Origin of the sequence: Pseudomonas sp. SJZ077, from assembly GCF_007993905.1 — a bacterium.
Classification (GTDB): Bacteria; Pseudomonadota; Gammaproteobacteria; order Pseudomonadales; family Pseudomonadaceae; genus Aquipseudomonas; species Aquipseudomonas mandelii.
Genome location: NZ_VIUJ01000005.1, coordinates 138,535 through 159,271, shown reverse-complemented (window position 1 = coordinate 159,271; position 20,737 = coordinate 138,535). Strand labels below are relative to the sequence as shown.

Sequence of the window (20,737 nt, the reverse complement as noted above, 5' to 3'; positions counted from 1 at the left end):
GTATTCTATCGTCGCTGCCTGCAGCAAGCGCTTGACGCTCATTTCATATGCTCCGCCAACGCGCTCGCTGAAACAGGTAACTGATGCTACGTCAGCTGTTTTTCTCTGGTGCCGTGGCCGCCTGCAACATGGAAGTATTTTTCGCACGCCGTAGAAACGATGCCTTTATCGGGTATTGGCCTTTCGACGGGTGTGGTCAATAGGTTCCATGCAGCGCGTTTCACCAGAATTTATCTCAACTCATACAGGTAGCACTGTGACGAAAGACGAACTGCGCGCGGAACTTGAGCGCCAGGAACAACGTTACAAGGAAGTTTACGGCGGGGAAGTCACCACCTACGCCGCTCAGCCCGAACCCGAGCGCAAACCCTGGCGTAAACGCGCCACCGTTCAGGATCAGGCATTCACCCAGGAATTACAGAAGATGGAAAAGGAACTCAAAGCCGAAGAACCCTGAATACCTCGGCCTGAATCCTTCAAGGGTCTGCATCGGCACCCGTTAAAAGCGGGGGTGTTCTGATGATGCCTTTCGCGCCCGCTACAAGCGGGCAGCGGTCACCTCACCCTACGGATGAGGCAAATGGCACTTGCCTGACCCTCTTCTCAGATATTTCACACAAGTGTTCAAGCCTCTCGGTCTCACGAGAGAAACCCTTGTGGCTGCGGCCTTTTCATCTGAATTCAATGACTTGCAAAACCCGGTAAAAACCTCGGCGATAGGCCATCGTCACAAATTAATTCGTTGAAGAATGTTACCGATGAGCACCTAGTGCATCGATTTGCAGTCTTTTCTGGCATAATCGCGCCCCCTTATGACCGGGTCAGAAAACCTTCATGATCGATTTATTCAGCGGACTTGATGCTTGGGTGCTTGTGAGCCTCTTGCTCGCCCTGGCCTTTGTCCTCGCCTTCGAGTTCATCAACGGCTTTCATGACACCGCTAACGCGGTGGCCACCGTTATCTACACCAAAGCCATGCCGCCTCATCTGGCGGTGTTCTTTTCCGGTGTGTTCAACTTTCTCGGCGTACTGCTGGGCGGTGTCGGCGTGGCGTATGCCATCGTCCACCTGCTGCCGGTAGAGCTGCTGATCAATGTGAACACCGGTCACGGGCTGGCCATGGTGTTCTCACTGCTCGCCGCCGCCATCACCTGGAACCTGGGCACCTGGTACTTCGGTATCCCGGCCTCCAGCTCCCACACGCTGATCGGTTCGATCCTCGGTGTCGGCCTGGCCAACGCGTTGATCAACGACATTGCGTTGGCCGATGGCGTGAACTGGCAGAAAGCGATCGACATCGGGGCGTCCCTGGTGTTCTCGCCGATGGCGGGTTTCCTGGTCGCAGCGCTGATATTGATCGGTCTTAAATGGTGGCGTCCTCTGTCGAAGATGCACAAGACACCGGAACAGCGCCGCAAGATCGACGACAAGAAACACCCGCCGTTCTGGAATCGCCTGGTGCTGGTGATCTCGGCCATGGCCGTGAGCTTCGTGCACGGTTCCAACGATGGCCAGAAAGGTATCGGCCTGATCATGCTGGTGCTGATCGGTATCGTGCCGGCGCAGTTCGTTCTCGACCTGGGCAGCACGACCTACCAGATCGAACGGACCCGCGATGCGACGTTGCACCTGAGCCAGTTCTACAAGCGTAACGCCGACACCTTGGGCGAGTACCTGGCCCTGGGCAAAAGCGTGGAAGGCGATCTGCCGGAGAAATTCCGTTGCAACCCGCAACAGACCGAACCGACCATCACCGCCCTCCTCGACACCCTTAAAGGTGTAGCGGATTACCACTCGCTGTCGCCGGAAAGCCGCATCGAAGTGCGTCGTTACCTGCTCTGCCTGGATGACACGGCGAAGAAAGTCGGCAAGCTGCCTGGCCTCGCTGCCCGTGAAAAGGCTGACCTGGACAAACTGCGCAAAGACCTGACCACCACCACCGAATACGCCCCGTTCTGGGTGATTCTGGCGGTCGCCCTGGCCCTGGGCCTGGGGACCATGGTCGGCTGGAAACGCGTGGTGCTGACCATCGGCGAGAAGATCGGCAAGCAGGGCATGACTTACTCCCAAGGCATGTCGGCACAGATCACCACCGCGAGCCTGATCGGCATGGCCAACATCTTCAGCCTGCCGGTCTCCACCACCCACGTCCTGTCCTCGGGTGTGGCGGGCACCATGGTCGCCAATAAAAGCGGCCTGCAAGGCGGCACCGTGAGAACCATCCTGCTGGCCTGGGTCCTGACCCTCCCCGCGACAGTGGCCTTGTCGGCCGGCCTGTTCTGGCTGGCATCGAAGGCACTGGGCAGCTGATACATGGCTGCGACAAAGAGGCGCGTTCCGTAAGGTTCGCGCCTTTTTTATGGCCTGCAGTCCGGCATTGCCGGGTCTGTTGAAAGAGATGGTTGGCCGTGAGGACGCCTTCGCGGGCAAGCCTCGCTCCTACAGTGGGACGGTGCCCACCGAACGCTTCTCACCACTCATTTGGCCGAGCGTTAGCTCGCCTGCTCTTGATCTGCCCGCCCCTTCGGGAGGCGGAGTGGAGGCGTTCATCTGGGGGGTGGGCGCGTAGCGCCGTGCGGCGAAGCCGCACACATCGAGAGGAGGTCGAAGCGAAGCCGACCGGAGGCGATGCCCCCAGATGAATGCCGGAGCGAAGGAACGCCGAGCCCAGGCGAGGGGCAGGACGTTCGGGGCGAGCCTTTATTTGCTTACTTTTTTTTGGCATTTGAAAAAAAGTGAGTCGCCGCAAGGGCGAAACCATAAGTGGCCGTTACCGCAGGAATGGATATGTACACCACGCAGAGACAGGTCGGCTATCAGGCCGCCTTCGCAAACAGGCTCCACAGCCCCCCCATTACCAAATCGCAGGCGAAAAAAAGGGCAACCGAAGTTGCCCAAAATGCCTTGCGTGCTCATTACATCCAGAAAGAACTACGGCTTACGCTTATGCGAATCCTTCCAGATAAAAAATCCGAACCCTGCGAAAAACAGAACCATGAGGCCGACTGTCAGCACCCCGGCGATCACCACGTTGTCGAAAAACATGACGGCTCTCCTGCACTTGCCCTGTTGCGATAGGGCTAAGTTAACCAATCAGGCAGAAGAGAAAATTGACCAGGATCAATGTCGCCCAAGACAGGGCGTAAAGGAGGGGAAATAACTGACCTGCATCAACGGATGCAGGGTGTTTCAGCGCTTTTTCGGCTTGTTCTTCGGTTTCTTCTTGGCTTTACCCAACGGCATCGCCTGCTCAAACGCCTGACGCACTTCATTCAGACGCTTTTCATTAAGGTCATGAACCCGCTTGGCGCGTTCGGAATTGAGATCAATCAGCTTGTCGTCTTGGCTCATGGTGCTCAGTACATCGTATGGCAGGGTTGTCACAATAATGCGGTCTCACGGCAGCGCTGACCAGCCACAACCTCAAATCTGGATATCAACCCACAACCCCTGGCGCGGCTGATCTTCCATCAACGGCGCCACCGGCACGGTATTGTCGGCATTGAGCTCGTTACCGGGAATCGCCAGATGCTCTTCCGGATCTTCATCAGCCTCACGACGACGCCGTTCCCGCTCCTGCTTGCGCCGCTGTTCCTCGCGCAGCTGAAAAGCCGCTTCTTCGGGATCTCGCTGTTGCAGGTCGATGGTGTTTTCGTTGGAGCTTTCCTGCACCGGCACGACAGGCGGAATATCCGGGCGCTGGCGGATCGGGTCCTGCTGTGACGTGATCGGCACGGCACTCAAAGGGAGCATCGGTGGCAGCATAATTATTAGTCTCCTGTCAGCAGGCTGTCGGCTGCGGGGATGGCGACTTGAGCCATCGGTCGCAAACTGTGACCGGTTTGGCACCAATTGGTGCCCCGACCTGCAAGCATCGCGTCGCTGGACTAACGTAAGAGTGCGAGTTTTTATGAGAGTCCTTTGGCCCTGAAGCCCTCATTCCGTTAAGATAGCCCGCTTTTTCAAGGTGGGAGTCAGGCAGCATGGCGCAGCAGTATCAACCGGGGCAACGCTGGATCAGTGACAGCGAAGCCGAGCTGGGTTTAGGCACCGTTCTGGCACAGGACGGCCGCTTGTTGACCGTGCTCTATCCGGCCACTGGCGAGACTCGCCAGTACGCGCTACGGAATGCGCCCCTCACCCGCGTGCGGTTTTCGCCGGGCGACTCCATCACTCACTTCGAAGGCTGGAAGCTGACCGTCCAGGAAGTCGACGACGTCGATGGCCTGCTGGTTTACCACGGCCTCAACGCGCAGAACGAAGTGGTTACCCTGCCGGAAACCCAACTGTCGAACTTCATTCAGTTCCGCCTGGCCAGCGACCGGTTGTTCGCCGGGCAGATCGACCCGCTGGCCTGGTTCTCGCTGCGCTACAACACCCTGGAACACACCAGCCGCCAATTGCAGTCCGCGCTTTGGGGCCTCGGTGGCGTACGCGCGCAACCGATCGCGCACCAGTTGCACATCGCCCGCGAAGTCGCCGACCGCATTGCGCCGCGGGTTCTGCTGGCCGATGAAGTGGGCCTGGGCAAAACCATCGAAGCCGGCCTGGTGATCCATCGCCAACTGCTCTCGGGCCGCGCCAACCGCGTGCTGATCCTGGTGCCGGAGAACCTGCAGCACCAGTGGCTGGTCGAGATGCGCCGCCGCTTTAACCTGCAAGTCGCGCTGTTCGACGAAGAACGCTTCATCGAAAGCGATGCCGCCAACCCATTTGAAGACACCCAGCTCGCGCTGGTTGCACTCGAGTGGCTGGTGGACGACGAAAAGGCCCAGGACGCGCTGTTCGCCGCCGGTTGGGACCTGCTGGTGGTCGACGAAGCGCACCATCTGGTGTGGCACGAAGACAAGGCCAGCCCTGAATACACCTTGGTCGAGCAACTGGCCGAAGTCATTCCCGGCGTCCTGTTGCTGACCGCGACCCCGGAACAACTGGGTCAGGACAGCCACTTTGCGCGCCTGCGCCTGCTTGACCCGAACCGTTTCCATGACCTGCACGCCTTCCGCGCCGAGAGCGAAAATTATCGCCCGGTGGCCGAAGCCGTTCAGGAGCTGCTGGACAAGGGGCGCCTGTCGCCGGAAGCGCACAAGACCATTCACGGTTTCCTCGGCAACGAAGGCGAAGCGCTGCTGACCGCCGTCAACGATGGCGACATCGAAGCCAGCGCCCGCCTGGTCCGCGAACTGCTGGACCGCCACGGCACCGGCCGCGTGCTGTTTCGCAACACCCGCGCCGCCGTGCAGGGTTTCCCGGAGCGCAAACTGCATCCGTACCCGCTGCCGTGCCCGGACGAATACCTCGAACTGCCGCTGGGCGATCACGCCGAGCTGTACCCGGAAGTCAGCTTCCAGGCCCTGCCGGACGCCAACGAAGAAGAACGCTGGTGGAAATTCGACCCGCGCGTCGAGTGGCTGATCGATCAGCTGAAGATGCTCAAGCGCACCAAAGTGCTGGTGATCTGCGCCCACGCTGAAACCGCCATGGACCTGGAAGACGCCCTGCGTGTGCGCTCCGGTATTCCGGCCACGGTCTTCCACGAAGGCATGAACATCCTTGAGCGTGACCGCGCCGCGGCCTACTTCGCCGACGAAGAATTTGGCGCACAGGTGCTGATCTGCTCGGAAATCGGCAGTGAAGGTCGTAACTTCCAATTCTCGCACCACCTGGTGCTGTTCGATCTGCCATCCCATCCGGACTTGCTCGAGCAGCGTATCGGTCGTCTGGACCGGATCGGCCAGAAGCACATCATCGAACTGCACGTGCCGTATCTGGAAACCAGCCCTCAAGAACGGCTGTTCCAGTGGTACCACGAGGCGCTGAACGCGTTCCTCAACACCTGCCCGACCGGCAACGCCTTGCAGCATCAGTTCGGCCCGCGCCTGCTGCCACTGCTGGAAAACGCCGACGATGGCGAGTGGCAAGCCCTGATCGACGAAGCCCGCGCCGAGCGTGAGCGCCTGGAAGCCGAGTTGCACACCGGCCGTGACCGCTTGCTGGAACTCAACTCCGGCGGCGCTGGCGAAGGTGATGCGCTGGTCGAGGACATTCTCGAACAAGACGATCAGTTCGCCCTGCCGATCTACATGGAAACCCTGTTCGACGCATTCGGCATCGACAGCGAAGACCATTCGGAAAACGCCCTGATCCTCAAGCCGAGCGAAAAAATGCTCGACGCCAGTTTCCCGCTGGGCGACGACGAAGGCGTGACCATCACTTACGACCGTAACCAGGCGCTGTCTCGCGAAGACATGCAGTTCATCACCTGGGAACACCCGATGGTGCAAGGCGGCATGGACCTGGTCTTGTCCGGTTCAATGGGCAACACCGCCGTGGCGCTGATCAAGAACAAGGCGCTGAAACCGGGCACCGTGTTGCTGGAACTGCTCTACGTCAGCGAAGTGGTTGCGCCGCGCTCGCTGCAACTGGGCCGTTACCTGCCGCCGGCCGCCCTGCGCTGCCTGCTCGATGCCAATGGCAACGACCTGTCGGCACGGGTGTCGTTCGAGACCTTGAACGATCAACTGGAAAGCGTACCCCGCGCCAGCGCCAACAAGTTCATCCAGGCTCAGCGCGATCAACTGACGCCACGGATCAACGCCGGCGAAGAGAAGATCTTCCCGCGTCACGCCGAACGGGTTGCCGAAGCGCAACGTCGTCTGGCGGCCGATACCGACGAAGAACTGGCACGTTTGACCGCACTGCAAGCGGTCAACCCGACCGTGCGCGACAGCGAACTGGTTGCCCTGCGCAAACAACGCGAGCAGGGTCTGGCGATGCTGGATAAAGCCGCGTTGCGGCTGGAAGCGATTCGGGTGTTGGTGGCGGGTTAAACCGCCCTGCTCCACCGCTGAAAACAAGAAGGCCCGCAGTGATGCGGGCCTTTTTTATTGCCTGAAATTTGATGCAGTGATGCTGATGGTCGCATCGCTAGCAGGAGCAGGCTAGCGCCCACAGGGGATTTGTTAACGCTGTAGATCCAATGTGGGAGCCAGCCTGCTGGCGATAGCGATTATGCAGTCGCCACTGCAACATCAGATTCACCCACAGCGACCAACCCTTCCTTCATCCGCTTCGAATCCCGAACAAAACACCGCGAAGCCAAAAACAGAAACACCATGGTGAAAAACAGCGCCACCGGGATCAAGTACATCGCGTCATGCAAGCCGACCGCCTTGAACGCCTCGGTCATTTGCTCGGTGCCCGCCGCGGCCATCGCCGTGTGCGCGAAGTGGTCGGACAAACCACCCACCACCACCGGCCCCAAACCACCGCCCAGCAAGTACAACCCGGCGAAGAACAGCGCCATCGCCGTGGCCCGCAAGCGCGGTTCGACCACGTCCTGAATCGCCGTGTAAACGCAGGTATAGAAGTTGTAAGCAAACAGCCAACCCACGCTGAACACCGCCACGAACACCCCGATCTCGATCCGCCCGGCATGCAGCGCCCACGCGGTACAGACCGTCGAGATGATCAGGCTGAACGCCGCAAACAGCAGGCGCCCATTGGCCACTCGTTGGTGAATCTTGTCGGCGACCCAGCCACCGAGCGTCAATCCGAACAAACCGGTCACGCCGACGATCACGCCGGTCGCCACCGCCGCTTCCTGCAACGGCATCAGGAAGTAACGCTGCAACATCGGCACCAGAAACGAGTTGCAGGCATAAGTAGCGAAGTTGAAGCACAACCCGGCCAAGACCAGCCAAAGAAAGGTCGGCACCGCCAGAATTCGCCGGATCGGCTTGTCGACTTTCTCTTGCGAGACCTGCACGGTTTCTGCCGCGCCACGCTTCGGCTCTTTGATGAAGAACATGAAGATCGCGAGGATCAGCCCCGGCACCGCCGCGATGAAGAACGGTGCACGCCAGCTGTCGAACGCTTTGACCATTGCGCCAATGGTGAAGAACGCCAGCAGCAGGCCCAGTGGCAGACCGAGCATGAAAATGCCCATGGCCCGCGCGCGACGATGCGCCGGGAACAGGTCGCCGATCAGCGAGTTGGCGGCCGGCGCGTAACTGGCTTCGCCGACGCCGACGCCCATGCGCACGATCAGGAACGCCCAGAAATTGCCCACCAGACCATTGACCGCCGTCAGACCGCTCCACACCGCCAGGCCCCAGCCCATCAGCTTGCTGCGCGAACCGGTATCGGCCATGCGCCCCAGGGGCAAGCCGGCAATGGCGTAGACGATGGTGAATGCAGTACCGATGATCCCCAGCTGAAAGTCGCTGAGGTGCCATTCCATGCGGATGGGTTCGATGATGATGGCCGGGATGGTGCGATCGAAGAAGTTGAACAGATTGGCCAGGAACAGCAGGAACAGAATGCGCCAGGCATTCGCCGCTTGGGTCGAGTTCTGCATGGGGGTCCGTCTCTTTTATTGTTATTGGGGCTTCGCTGTCCCCGGAACCTCCAATCTAGACAGGCCCGCCGGAGCTGTCTGTAATTATTCGTAATGCTGATATCAACCCATGGAGCCAAATCCAAACCTGTGGGAGCGAGATGCTAGCGAAGAGGCCGGCACATTCAATACAGAGGGTGACTGATCCGCCGCTTTCGCGAGCAGGCTCGCTCCCACAAGGGATTCTGCAAGGCAAGTATTTCTCGCCATTGGTCACATGAAAAAATACTTTTTCGCCCCCTTCCCAAGTTCAAAGCGAAGCCTAGAATAGCGGCCTTCCCTGCCCCACCAATCCCCTATCCCTCTTTGATTATCGCCCATGTCCGAAGCCAGTCCGTGTCTGAATTGCGGTGCCTGCTGTTCTCATTTTCGCGTGTCTTTTTTCTGGGGTGAATGCACCTCGGCCGGGGGAACGGTGCCTGACGAGCTAGTCGCACCCATCAGCCCCAGCCGGGTGGCCATGCTGGGCACGGACTGCAAACCCACTCGCTGCGTCGGGCTGGTCGGCGAAGTCGGCAGCACCGTGCAATGCTCGATTTACGACCAACGTTCCAGCACCTGTCGGGAGTTCGACGCCTCCTGGGCCAACGGCGAGGCAAATGTGGATTGCGATGCGGCACGGGCAGCGTTCGGATTGCCGGCCCTGCAACCGGAATTCGAGTTCCCTTATGAGCAGATCGCCTGAATATCAGCGCCTGTAATTACAAAATGTTCGAATGCAATGTGCCACTACCGTTTGCACTCTTTGTGTGACCTCTATACTCCAAGACATTCGCCAGGGTTCATGGTGTCGGCTGCATAAATACGAGGCGTCCGATGGAGTGGCCAGCTTTATATTTCACGACTCAACTGCCTGAGACTGGCCAGGTCATCCTCAATTGCACCCATAACCCCTTTCTGGTGTTGCTGGCCTATGTGGTCGCCTGTGCGACCGGCTTCGCCACACTGGACATCACCGAGCGGATCGGCCACGCCGAGAAAGCGGCGTCCCAACGTCTGTGGCGCTGGGTTGGTACCGGGTGTCTGGCGGGCGGTATCTGGGCCATGCACTTTGTCAGCATGCTGGCCTTCCAGGCCCCGATCGAAATCCATTATCAGTTACCCGTCACCCTGATCTCGTTGCTGTTTGCACTGACAGCTTCGTGGCTGGCGATGCATACCCTCAGCCATCCTCATCTGACTTTCTGGAAAACACTGCGGGCCGCGGTATGGATCGGCCTGGGTATCGCGACCATGCATTACGTGGGTATGGCCGCGATGCGCTCCTACGCGACGGCCTATTACAACCCTGCCCTGTTCGCGCTCTCTATCGTGATCGCAATTGGCGCCAGCCTGGCGGCCCTGTTGATTTCCCGTCACCTGTGCGAGGGCAGCGGCGTGGTTCATCAACTGCTCAAATACACCGCCAGCCTGGTGCTCGGTGCCGGCATCGTCAGCATGCATTTCACTGGCATGGCGGCGCTCAACCTGGTGCTTCCCATCGATAGCCCCCAGCCATTGCCCGACGACAACACCCACCTGCAACTGGGGCTGACGGTGGCGGTAATGACCTTGCTGATCATCGGCAGCAGCATCAGCGCGGCATTGGCCGACAAGAAGCTGCAACACAAGGAATCCGACCTGAAGCGGGTCAACATCCTGCTCAGCCAACTGGATCAGGCGCGCTTGTCGCTGCAACAGGTGGCGCACTACGACGCGCTGACCAACCTGATCAACCGCCGCGGCTTCAATCAGATTTTTGCCGAAAAACTGCTCGAAAAGACCAACGAAGGCGGGATGCTTGCAGTGATGTTCCTAGACATCGACCACTTCAAGCGGATCAACGACAGCCTGGGCCATGACGCCGGCGATGAATTGCTCAAGGTCCTGGCCAGCCATATCAAGGATTCGGTACGCAGCCATGACGATGTGGTGGCGCGCTTTGGCGGGGACGAGTTCTGCATCCTCATCGGGCTGCATGAGCTTGAAGAAGCCCGGAGCATGGCCCAACGCATCATGCTGAAGATGAAAGAGCCCATCGAGCTGTCCGGCCGCAGCATGGTCATGACCACCAGCATCGGCATCAGCGTTTTTCCGCAAGATGGAACGACCTGCGAGGAGCTGCTGAAAAACGCCGACCTGGCGCTTTACCAGTCCAAGGGCAGCGGGCGCAACGGGCTGCATTTTTTCAGTCCACACATGAAAAACCGTGCCACGCTGGAGCTGCAACTCGAAGAAGAACTGCGGTACGCCCTGCGCAACGACGCCGGTCTGATCCTTTATTACCAACCGATCTACGACCTGAAAAGCGGCCAGGTCACCAAACTCGAAGCGCTGATTCGCTGGCAACACCCGGTTCACGGGTTGCTGGCACCGGATCGGTTCATTGCCATTGCCGAGGCCAACGGCCTGATCAACGAACTGGATAACTGGGTATTGCACAAGGCCTGTGAGGATCTTGGAGTGCTGTCTCGCCAGGGGCGCGAAGAACTCAAGATCGCCGTGAACTGCTCGCCGCTGAACCTCGCCCGCGAAGAGTTGGCCGATGAAATCGAAAACGCCCTGCGCATCGCCGGAGTGTCACCACAACGGCTGGAACTCGAAGTCACCGAAAACGCGCTGATGGGCAATCTCGCCAACACCCTGGCGTTGTTGAAGCAGATCCGTTCTCTCGGCGTCTCGCTCTCGATCGACGACTTCGGCACGGGCTATTCATCCCTGGCCTACCTCAAGCGCCTGCCGCTGAACACACTGAAAATCGACCGCTCGTTCATTCAGGACATCCCCAAGGCTACCCAGGACATGGAAATTGTCCACGCCATTATCATCATGGCCCACACCCTGCATTTACAGGTCGTCAGCGAGGGCGTCGAAACGCCCGAGCAACATGACTTTCTCGAACGCCAGGGCTGCGACCTGGTTCAAGGCCACCTGCTCAGCCGCCCGGTACCGCTGGCCGAGCTGCCTGCGGTGCTGGCCGAAATCAATCAGCGCAAACATTCACGCAGTGTCAGTTCTCTGAGCCTGGCTACGGTACAACTGCACTAACGTCGACGGATCCTTTTCCAAAAAGCCCTGTCCCCCATGCAGGCGCATCAGTTGTGCGGCCAAGCCGCTGATCGGCGTGGCCGAGCCCTGTTCGCGGGAGAATTTCACCGCGGTGTCGAGGTCTTTGAGCAGCGTACGCACGTGCCACTTCACCGGCTCGAAACGACTCTCGGCCATCTGCGGGGCGAGGATCTGCAGCGGTTTTGAATCAGCGAACCCTCCCGCCAGCGCCTCGGCGATCAGACTGGCGTCAACCCCGGAGCGCTCGGCCAGTGCCACCACTTCAGCAATCACCAGTGCATTGCAGGCAACAATCATCTGATTGCAGGCCTTGGTCACCTGCCCGGCGCCGACACCGCCCATGTGAGTCACCCGCTGACCGAGGTTCAACAGCACCGGCCTGACTCGCTCAAGGTCTGCCGCTTCGCCGCCGACCATAATAGCCAGGCTGCCGGCCTCGGCACCGACGACCCCGCCGGACACCGGAGCGTCCAGCCAACGCATGCCGCATTGGTCGACAAGCGCCGATGCCATGTCCCGCGTCGCCGTCGGTTCCAGACTGGAAAAGTCCACCAGCAACTGACCGCTTTTCGCCCCCTCGGCAATGCCAGCCGGACCGAAAACCACCTCGCGCACCACCGCCGTGTCCGCCAGGCACAGCATCACCACATCAGCGTGCTGACCCAATTCAGCCGCCGTTGCCACTTGCCGGGCGCCGGCCTCGACCAATGCTGCGCACTTGGCCGGGTTGCGATTCCATACCGTCAGCGGATACCCCGCCGCCAACAGGCGGCGGCACATGGGCAAGCCCATCAGGCCGATTCCGGCAAAACTCAACGAAGGTAGCGTTGACATCATTTAGCCTTCTTTTTGATTAAAGATCGCAGAATATTGGCCGATTCATCATGACTAAGGAAAGGATTCCCCCGAGCGTCGCTCAGGCTTAGTCCCTGACGCTTGGGCAAAATACGCGCTAAAAAAGTCGCGAGTTCCTATTCCGTGAAGGTTCGACGACACCGTGTCGCCGAGCTAACCAGCCCAGGTACATGGCGCCTAATGACCTCTAAAAATAATCCGGCCACTACGGTTTCCGACCTGACACTGAGCCCCGCGGCGAACAGCCCCTCATCGTCGAAGCCATTGATCCCGTCACGTCCTCTGGCCAGTCAGCAATACCTGTATTTCACCGAAACCAACACCGACCGCATCCTCGATAACCTCGATGGCCTGCGCGACATGGTGTTCCCGCGCCCACCGCACCTGGAAGGCGACAACGAACAGCACAGCGATCAGGAATTCCCGTCGGTGTGCCTGATCGGCCTGGGACGTTGCGGATCGAACATTGCGCTGGACGTCGCGGAGCTGGTGTACAACGCCCGCAAGTTTTACCTCAACGAATTTAACAACGAAGACCGTCTGTCGCCGGACAAACGCTACGCCGAAAAGGGCTACAGCCCGGCGCAGTGGATCCGCAACAACTTGCGCCTGGGAACGAACAAGGCCACCAAACCGGTGTTCCTGGTCGAGCCGCTGGTGATGCTCGGCGACCTGGACAAAGACATCGCCGGTCGCATCCGTTTCTCGCGCAAGGGCGAAAAGAGTGGCTTCCTGCGCGACTACAGCAAAATGAAGATCATGGACTTGTCGGAAGTCCACGCCGGTGGCGCCGGTAACGCGCCGATCCTCGGTCAGTACCTGGCCAAGATCATCCTGAACAAGGACACCCAGCGTTTCTCCAGCCCGGACTGGAAAATGATTCACTCGTACCTGATCGACAGCTGCGGGATCAAGGCCAACCAGTCGCGCCTGTATTTCTCGATCTTCAGTGCCGGCGGCGGTACCGGTTCGGGCATGGCCTCGGAATTCGGCCTGGCCCAGCAACACTCGTACATGAACAAGACGTTCGACACCAAGCCGATGGATGAACACGACGGCAAGAGCGGTCACTCCTTCGTCTTCGAGCCGATCTTCACCAGCGGCATCTGCGTGCTGCCGAACATTTCCGATCACCGCAGCGAAATGTCCGAGGCGCTGCACATCAACGCCGGTCGCCTGCTGTGCAAATACCTGTCGGAAGAGTGGGACTTCTCCTATAACTTCGCCAACGAAGACAGCAGCGAAGCCAGCGTCATGGGCCGGATCCGCCCATGGAACGCCATGATGCTGATCTCCAACGACATCATGCGGTATGCCGAAGAAAGCGATGACGGCAACATTCAGAACATCGACGTCAACGCGATGGAAAAGCACGCCAACCAATACATCTCGCAGCAGATTTTCAACATTCTGACGGCGCAGGCGGTCACGACTGACTACGACCAGAACTATTTCCGTCGCGCCGGCATCGATATCGGCGAAACCATTCGCCTCGACGCCAACGACCTGTTCATGAGCCTGGCCGGCCCGGTGGCGATTGCCTACGCCGAGTCCGTGGTGCCGGAAACCCCGCCGCCGAGCAGCGACAAGTTCAAGGTGTTCGAGAAAGAGCCACAGCGTCTGAACATCGACGACCTGTTCTTCCGTTCCATCGACCTGCCGCACTTCAACAAAGTGACCCAGGCGATCGAAGGCATCAGCCTGTTGCCGATCGAGTCCAAGCGCTATCGGGCCTCGCTGGAGCAGTACAAGAATTCCGGTTACGACGCGGCCGCGTTGCACGACCTGCACTTCTTCAAGAACTGCTCGTCGGTGGTGTCGATTGTCTCGCTGCCGAAAGACTACAAGCTGTCCTACATGGACTTGAACCGGTTGAAGACCCACCTCAACAGCCTGTTCCCCAACACTACGCTCAAGCGTTATGCCCTGGTGATCGGCGCTTCGGCCAACTTGTCGCTGACCACCCTGATCGCCAAGAGCCCGTGCCTGTCGGACGATTTCCTGACGCTGATCGTGGCCTTCATCAAGCGCTGCTTCGCGAAGAACCCGTACCGCTTCGACGACACCCTGGATAACTCGATCCTTGACTTCATCATCAATGAAGACTTCGACGAAGACCTGATCGACGATCTGCTGAACGAGTTCGAGAACCCGGCGAAGATCCTCGACACCAACTGGTACGCGATCAAACCGATGTACGAGAAGAAGTACCGCGAGCTGATCAACGACAAGGACAAATTCGTCTCGATCAACGACATTCGCCTGTCGCGCGACTGCGTGAAGAAGGCGATCAAGTACCTGCGTGAGATCTACCGTCACCGGATTGGCAAGACCAAGGTTATTTCGCTCAATAACCATACCGGTAAAACCTTCTAAAACCGCGTCGCGCCCAATCGCGAGCAGGCTCGCTCCCACAAGGACCGCATTTCTTCTGAAGAAACGCGGTCCTTGTGGGAGCGAGCCTGCTCGCGATGGCGGCATCGGATTCACCGAAAAATCCAACATCCAGAAACAATTAAGCAGCCCGAAGGCTGCTCAATAAACTGTTCCCGTTACGTTTACGTCACCCTCGCCAAGACCCTTCTGTGGCCTTTCTCTACGGCAACATGCCATCACGCTACTCACCTACACACTTTTGGTCGCCCGCCAGGCGCACCAATAAAGTGCGGACAGTCAGCTCGTCGCCCTTTCCTGGATCAGAATCCACGGCGAAACCACCACAGCCCACAGCTGCGGGTCGCGTTCAAAAAGATCCAGCGCCCGCGTTTCAGACAGCTTGGCGACCTTGTCAGCAGCCAGCCAGGCAGCCACTTTCTCGCCTTCATCCGTCGCAACAGCTTGGGCAGCAGCGATCAAATCCAGGCCGGGATCGACCCACAATAGGGCACCCTTGGCAAAGAAGGGCTCCAACTCTTTCCACGTAATAGATGCGGTTTCACCAAGCAGCTTGGCATAGAGGGTGCTAGGTTCTTCATTCATGGGCACTGTCCGGAAAAGAAATCGACGCGAATGATAACGTCGGTGGTCTGGCAGAAAAACCCGGATGCAATTGAGTCACCGAAAGAAACGAGCAGGAAAGCCAGGGAATGCTGCTGAATCAAGCAATTAGCCAGCTAACATCCCGCCGCTATTCTGTCTTTTTCTTTCAATTAAGCGACACCCTCAGGTTTTGCCCCCCGGCGCCAGCTTCCCAGGCTAACAATTGGCGCTCTACACTGTACCGGTACAGTTGTCGGGGGCATTTTCCGGAGGATATCGAAGATATCTGACCCGGTTCTGCTGCTACGGCGCCAGGACTATAAAAACTACAACAGTAAGAGTGGAGCACTATGACTAAGGCTACTAAGCAGATTTCCAAACTGTTTGCCGCTATGGTTCTGGCCGGGGTTGCCAGCCATTCGTTCGCAGCTGACACCATCAAGATCGGCATCGCCGGCCCTAAAACCGGCCCTGTAGCCCAATACGGCGACATGCAGTTCAGTGGCGCCAAAATGGCCATCGAACAGATCAACGCCAAAGGCGGCGTAGACGGCAAGAAACTCGAAGCCGTTGAATACGATGACGCCTGTGATCCAAAACAAGCGGTAGCGGTCGCGAACAAAGTCGTCAACGACGGCGTCAAGTTCGTGGTCGGTCACCTGTGCTCCAGCTCCACCCAACCGGCTTCGGACATTTACGAAGACGAAGGCGTGATCATGATCACCCCGGCTGCCACCAGCCCGGACATCACCGCCCGTGGTTACAAAATGGTGTTCCGCACCATCGGTCTGGACAGCGCCCAAGGCCCTGCCGCCGGTAACTACATCGCCGACTTCGTAAAACCGAAGATCGTTGCTGTCCTGCACGACAAACAGCAATACGGTGAAGGCATCGCCACCGCCGTTAAGCAAACCCTCGAGAAAAAAGGCACCAAGGTTGCCGTGTTCGAAGGCATCAACGCCGGCGACAAGGACTTCTCGTCGATCATCCAGAAACTCAAGCAAGCCAACGTCGACTTCGTTTACTACGGTGGCTACCACCCTGAGCTGGGTCTGATCCTGCGCCAGGCAGATGAAAAAGGCCTGAAAGCCAAGTTCATGGGTCCGGAAGGCGTGGGTAACGACTCGATCTCGCAGATCGCTCAGAAAGCTTCGGAAGGTCTGCTGGTGACGCTGCCGAAATCCTTCGACCAGGATCCGGCCAACATCGCCCTGGCTGATGCGTTCAAAGCGAAGAAAGAAGACCCGAGCGGTCCGTTCGTGTTCCCGTCCTACTCGGCTGTGGAAGTGATTGCCGAAGGCATCAAGGCCGCCAAGTCCGAAGACACTGCCAAAGTGGCTGCTGCCATCCACGCAGGCACCTTCAAGACGCCTACCGGCGACCTGAGCTTCGACGACAAGGGCGACCTGAAAGACTTCAAATTTGTGGTTTACGAGTGGCACTTCGGCAAACCAAAAACTGAAGCCAAGCCTCAGTAAGGCGTTGCCTGACTGACTGCCAATAAAGCCCACGGCGTGCCGTGGGCTTTGTTTTACGAATGTATTGGGCCGCGCTGGCGTGATCCGCCAGTCTCCCCACCTGAAAATCTCAAAACCGTCATCAGCGGTTCGCTGGCAAACCTCGAACTCGAAGTGGATGCAGATCCACGGGGCTCGAGCGGGAAAATGACTCCACCAGTGAAATGCGTATCAGGTTTTTAGGAGCGCTGTAATGCCTGACATCTATCACTTCCTCCAACAGCTGGTTAATGGCCTGACCATTGGCAGTACGTATGCTCTGATCGCCATCGGCTATACGATGGTTTACGGCATCATTGGAATGATCAACTTCGCCCACGGCGAGGTGTACATGATCGGCTCCTACGTGGCGTTCATCGCCATCGCCGGGTTGGCCATGCTGGGACTCGACAGCGTTCCGCTGTTGATTACCGCTGCTTTCATCGCGACCATCGTCGTGACCAGTGCCTACGGTTACAGCATCGAACGCGTCGCCTACCGCCCTTTGCGCGGCAGCAACCGTCTGATCCCGCTGATTTCCGCCATCGGCATGTCGATCTTCCTGCAGAACACGGTTCTGCTGGCGCAAGACTCCAAGGACAAATCCATAGCCAACCTGATCCCCGGCAGCTTCACCTTCGGGCCAGGTGGCGCACATGAAGTGCTGATTTCCTACATGCAAATCGTGGTATTCGTGGTGACCTTCGTCGCCATGCTCGGCTTGACAATGTTCATCTCCCGCTCTCGTCTCGGACGTGCCTGCCGCGCCTGTGCCGAAGACATCAAGATGGCCAACTTGCTGGGCATCAATACCAACAACATCATCGCCCTGACCTTCGTCATCGGTGCCGCATTGGCGGCCATCGCGGCCGTCTTGTTGAGCATGCAATACGGTGTGATCAACCCGAACGCCGGGTTCCTCGTTGGACTCAAGGCGTTCACCGCAGCGGTACTGGGCGGTATCGGCAGCATCCCGGGAGCCATGCTCGGCGGGCTGGTATTAGGGGTGGCGGAAGCCTTTGGTGCCGATATCTTCGGCGACCAGTACAAGGACGTCGTGGCTTTCGGCTTGTTGGTTCTGGTTCTGTTGTTCCGGCCGACCGGCATCCTTGGCCGTCCGGAGGTTGAAAAAGTATGACTAGGAATCTTAAACAGGCACTGTTCAGTGCTTTGCTCGTGTGGGCCGTGGCCTACCCGGTACTGGGTCTGAAACTGACCATCGTCGGCATCCACCTCGAAGTGCACGGCACCAGCAGCGCCACACTGATCACTATCGCGGTGTGCTCGGTGCTGATGTTCCTGCGGGTGCTGTTCGATCAACAGATCAGCTCGGCCTGGCGCTCGTCGCCAAACATGCCGCTGATTCCGGCCAAGGCCAGTAACTTCCTGACCCTGCCGACCACCCAACGCTGGATCATCATTGCGCTGATCGCCGCTGCCCTGGTCTGGCCGTTCTTCGGCTCTCGTGGTGCGGTGGATATCGCCACGCTGGTGCTGATCTACGTGATGCTCGGCCTCGGCCTGAACATCGTGGTCGGCCTGGCCGGCCTGCTCGACCTGGGTTACGTCGGCTTCTATGCCGTCGGGGCGTACAGCTATGCATTGCTGTCGCACTATCTGGGTCTGGGCTTCTGGATCTGTCTGCCGATCGCCGGCCTGATGGCGGCCACTTTCGGTTTCCTGCTCGGCTTCCCGGTACTGCGTCTGCGCGGCGACTACCTGGCGATCGTGACCCTGGGCTTTGGTGAAATCATCCGTCTGTTCCTGCGTAACCTCACCGATATCACTGGTGGCCCGAACGGCATCAGCAACATCGAGAAGCCGACGTTCTTCGGGCTCACCTTCGAACGCAAAGCGGCAGAGGGCATGCAGACGTTCCACGAGTACTTCGGCCTGGCCTATAACTCGATCAACAAGGTGATTTTCCTGTACCTGGTTGCACTGTTGCTGGCCCTGGCTGCGCTGTTCGTGATCAACCGTTTGCTGCGCATGCCGATCGGCCGTGCGTGGGAAGCGTTGCGTGAAGACGAGATCGCCTGCCGTGCGCTGGGTCTGAATCCTACGGTCATCAAGCTTTCCGCCTTCACCCTGGGCGCCGCCTTCGCAGGTTTCGCCGGCAGTTTCTTCGCTGCCCGTCAGGGCCTGGTGACACCGGAGTCGTTCACCTTCATCGAGTCGGCGATCATCCTCGCCATCGTCGTATTGGGTGGCATGGGCTCGCAGTTGGGTGTGATCCTCGCGGCCGTGGTGATGATCCTGCTGCCGGAAATGATGCGTGAGTTCAGTGAGTACCGCATGTTGATGTTCGGCGCCTTGATGGTGCTGATGATGATCTGGCGTCCTCAAGGCCTGCTGCCCATGCAACGTCCTCACATGGAGCTGCGCAAATGAGCCGCGAGATCCTTAAAGTCGAAAATCTGAGCATGCGCTTCGGCGGCTTGCTGGCGGTCAACGGCGTGGCCCTGACCGTGAAAGAAAAACAGGTGGTTGCACTGATCGGCCCTAACGGCGCCGGCAAAACCACGGTGTTCAACTGCCTGACCGGTTTCTACAAGCCGAGTGGCGGCAGCATCCTGCTGGACGGCGAGCCGATCGAAGGCCTGCCGGGCCACAAGATCGCCCTCAAAGGCGTGGTGCGCACCTTCCAGAACGTGCGGTTGTTCAAGGACATGACCGCGGTCGAGAACCTCTTGATCGCGCAACACCGTCATCTGAACACCAACTTCCTGTCTGGTCTGTTCAAGACCCCGGCATTCCGCAAAAGCGAACGCGAGGCCATGGAGTTTGCCGAGTTCTGGCTGGACAAGGTCAACCTCACGCAGTTCGCCAACCGCCCGGCCGGCACCCTGGCCTACGGTCAGCAACGCCGTCTGGAAATCGCTCGCTGCATGATGACCCGTCCGCGGATCCTCATGCTCGACGAACCGGCCGCCGGCCTGAACCCGAAGGAAACCGAGGACCTCAAAGCGCTGATCAGCATGCTGCGTGAAGAGCACAACGTCACCGTGCTGCTGATCGAACACGACATGAAACTGGTCATGAGCATTTCCGACCACATCGTCGTGATCAACCAGGGCACGCCTCTGGCCGACGGCACGCCGGAACAGATCCGCGACAATCCTGAAGTGATCAAAGCCTACCTGGGGGAAGCGTAAATGCTGCAATTTGAAAACGTTTCCACCTTCTACGGCAAGATCCAGGCGCTGCACAGCGTCAACGTCGAAGTCCGCCAGGGCGAGATCGTGACCCTGATCGGCGCCAACGGTGCCGGCAAGTCGACCTTGCTGATGACCCTCTGCGGTTCGCCGCAAGCCCACAGCGGCAGCATCCGCTACATGGGTGAAGAGCTCGTCGGCCAGGACTCGTCGCAGATCATGCGTAAAAGCATTGCGGTCGTGCCGGAAGGTCGTCGAGTGTTCGCCCGCCTGACCGTGGAAGAGAACCTGTCCATGGGCGGATTCTTTACCAGCAAGGGCGATTATCAGGAACAGATGGACAAGGTTCTCGGACTTTTCCCACGCCTGAAAGAACGCTTTGCCCAACGCGGCGGCACCATGTCCGGCGGCGAACAGCAAATGCTCGCCATCGGCCGTGCGCTGATGAGCAAACCCAAACTGCTGCTGCTCGACGAGCCATCGTTGGGCCTGGCACCGATCATCATCCAGCAGATCTTCGACATCATCGAACAGCTGCGCAAGGATGGCGTGACGGTGTTTCTGGTAGAGCAGAACGCCAACCAGGCGCTGAAAATTGCCGACCGTGCCTACGTTCTGGAGAACGGCCGGGTGGTGATGACCGGCACGGGGGAAGCACTGCTGACTGATCCGAAAGTGCGCGAAGCGTATCTCGGCGGCTAAGCAATTGCGGTAAACAAAAAACGGCCTTCGGGCCGTTTTTTTGTGCCCGCCATAAACCTTCACGGCAATAAAGCCCCCCTGAGGGAGCGAACCTGCTCGCGATA

Annotated in this window: 17 protein-coding genes; 11 read left to right on the top strand and 6 right to left on the bottom strand. The window is 58.8% G+C overall.

Going from position 1 to position 20,737, the window contains the following annotated elements:
• Nucleotides 1-256 precede the first annotated feature (256 nt).
• Both FBY01_RS10625 and FBY01_RS10620 read left to right on the top strand, forming a co-directional pair.
• On the top strand, nt 257-457 hold the full coding sequence (locus FBY01_RS10625; RefSeq protein ID WP_007935837.1) for a hypothetical protein: 201 nt from the start codon (nt 257-259) through the stop codon (nt 455-457).
• Nucleotides 458-834: 377 nt separating this feature from the next.
• Nucleotides 835-2,310 (top strand): inorganic phosphate transporter, encoded by a 1,476-nt coding sequence (locus tag FBY01_RS10620; protein WP_010462556.1) that lies wholly within the window; start codon nt 835-837, stop codon nt 2,308-2,310.
• Nucleotides 2,311-2,931: 621 nt separating this feature from the next.
• Here the strand turns inward: FBY01_RS10620 and ccoM are convergent.
• From ccoM to FBY01_RS10610, 3 genes are all read right to left on the bottom strand, one after another.
• A complete protein-coding gene (gene ccoM, locus FBY01_RS32120) occupies nt 2,932-3,045 on the bottom strand; it encodes a cytochrome c oxidase subunit CcoM (protein WP_010462558.1) in 114 nt (37 codons plus the stop codon).
• 144 nt (nt 3,046-3,189) lie between these two features.
• Nucleotides 3,190-3,351, bottom strand: coding sequence for a hypothetical protein (locus FBY01_RS31525; RefSeq protein ID WP_007935839.1), 162 nt, complete (start codon nt 3,349-3,351; stop codon nt 3,190-3,192).
• 72 nt (nt 3,352-3,423) lie between these two features.
• The gene (locus FBY01_RS10610; protein WP_010462560.1) at nt 3,424-3,765 is read right to left on the bottom strand and encodes a hypothetical protein; all 342 of its coding nucleotides are present in this window, start codon (nt 3,763-3,765) and stop codon (nt 3,424-3,426) included.
• 218 nt (nt 3,766-3,983) lie between these two features.
• Between FBY01_RS10610 and rapA the strand changes: the two genes are divergently transcribed.
• Nucleotides 3,984-6,830: an RNA polymerase-associated protein RapA gene (gene rapA, locus FBY01_RS10605; RefSeq protein WP_145307479.1), complete on the top strand. Its 2,847-nt coding sequence runs from the start codon at nt 3,984-3,986 to the stop codon at nt 6,828-6,830.
• Between the two features lie 179 nt (nt 6,831-7,009).
• Here the strand turns inward: rapA and FBY01_RS10600 are convergent, their stop codons facing one another.
• Nucleotides 7,010-8,359, bottom strand: a complete 1,350-nt coding sequence (locus FBY01_RS10600) for an MFS transporter (RefSeq protein ID WP_145307481.1) — start codon at nt 8,357-8,359, stop codon at nt 7,010-7,012.
• A 358-nt stretch (nt 8,360-8,717) separates the two neighbouring features.
• On the opposite strand from FBY01_RS10600, the gene FBY01_RS10595 reads away from it, so the two are divergent.
• Entirely contained in the window at nt 8,718-9,083 is a 366-nt protein-coding gene (locus FBY01_RS10595; RefSeq protein ID WP_042932325.1) for a YkgJ family cysteine cluster protein, read from the top strand.
• A 131-nt stretch (nt 9,084-9,214) separates the two neighbouring features.
• A complete protein-coding gene (locus tag FBY01_RS10590) occupies nt 9,215-11,425 on the top strand; it encodes a bifunctional diguanylate cyclase/phosphodiesterase (RefSeq protein WP_145307484.1) in 2,211 nt (736 codons plus the stop codon).
• Here the strand turns inward: FBY01_RS10590 and FBY01_RS10585 are convergent.
• A complete protein-coding gene (locus FBY01_RS10585; RefSeq protein ID WP_172962155.1) occupies nt 11,378-12,283 on the bottom strand; it encodes an NAD(P)-dependent oxidoreductase in 906 nt (301 codons plus the stop codon). The two genes, FBY01_RS10590 and FBY01_RS10585, sit on opposite strands and share 48 nt — an antisense overlap.
• A 198-nt stretch (nt 12,284-12,481) precedes the next feature.
• Here FBY01_RS10585 and FBY01_RS10580 point away from each other — a divergent pair, with 198 nt between their 5' ends.
• Entirely contained in the window at nt 12,482-14,677 is a 2,196-nt protein-coding gene (locus FBY01_RS10580) for a hypothetical protein (protein ID WP_145307486.1), read from the top strand.
• Between the two features lie 297 nt (nt 14,678-14,974).
• Here the strand turns inward: FBY01_RS10580 and FBY01_RS10575 are convergent, their stop codons facing one another.
• Nucleotides 14,975-15,280, bottom strand: coding sequence for a DUF2288 domain-containing protein (locus FBY01_RS10575; protein ID WP_010462574.1), 306 nt, complete (start codon nt 15,278-15,280; stop codon nt 14,975-14,977).
• Between the two features lie 350 nt (nt 15,281-15,630).
• On the opposite strand from FBY01_RS10575, the gene FBY01_RS10570 reads away from it, so the two are divergent.
• The 5 genes from FBY01_RS10570 to FBY01_RS10550 all read left to right on the top strand — a co-directional run bounded on the left by FBY01_RS10570 (nt 15,631) and on the right by FBY01_RS10550 (nt 20,633).
• Nucleotides 15,631-16,758, top strand: coding sequence for a branched-chain amino acid ABC transporter substrate-binding protein (locus tag FBY01_RS10570; RefSeq protein ID WP_145307488.1), 1,128 nt, complete (start codon nt 15,631-15,633; stop codon nt 16,756-16,758).
• Nucleotides 16,759-16,990: 232 nt separating this feature from the next.
• Entirely contained in the window at nt 16,991-17,914 is a 924-nt protein-coding gene (gene livH / locus FBY01_RS10565) for a high-affinity branched-chain amino acid ABC transporter permease LivH (RefSeq protein WP_010462578.1), read from the top strand.
• On the top strand, nt 17,911-19,167 hold the full coding sequence (locus FBY01_RS10560) for a high-affinity branched-chain amino acid ABC transporter permease LivM (RefSeq protein ID WP_145307490.1): 1,257 nt from the start codon (nt 17,911-17,913) through the stop codon (nt 19,165-19,167). The genes livH and FBY01_RS10560 overlap by 4 nt, the downstream gene beginning before the upstream one ends.
• A complete protein-coding gene (livG, locus tag FBY01_RS10555) occupies nt 19,164-19,931 on the top strand; it encodes a high-affinity branched-chain amino acid ABC transporter ATP-binding protein LivG (RefSeq protein ID WP_010462581.1) in 768 nt (255 codons plus the stop codon). The genes FBY01_RS10560 and livG overlap by 4 nt, the downstream gene beginning before the upstream one ends.
• Nucleotides 19,932-20,633 (top strand): ABC transporter ATP-binding protein, encoded by a 702-nt coding sequence (locus tag FBY01_RS10550; protein ID WP_010462583.1) that lies wholly within the window; start codon nt 19,932-19,934, stop codon nt 20,631-20,633.
• Nucleotides 20,634-20,737 lie beyond the last annotated feature (104 nt).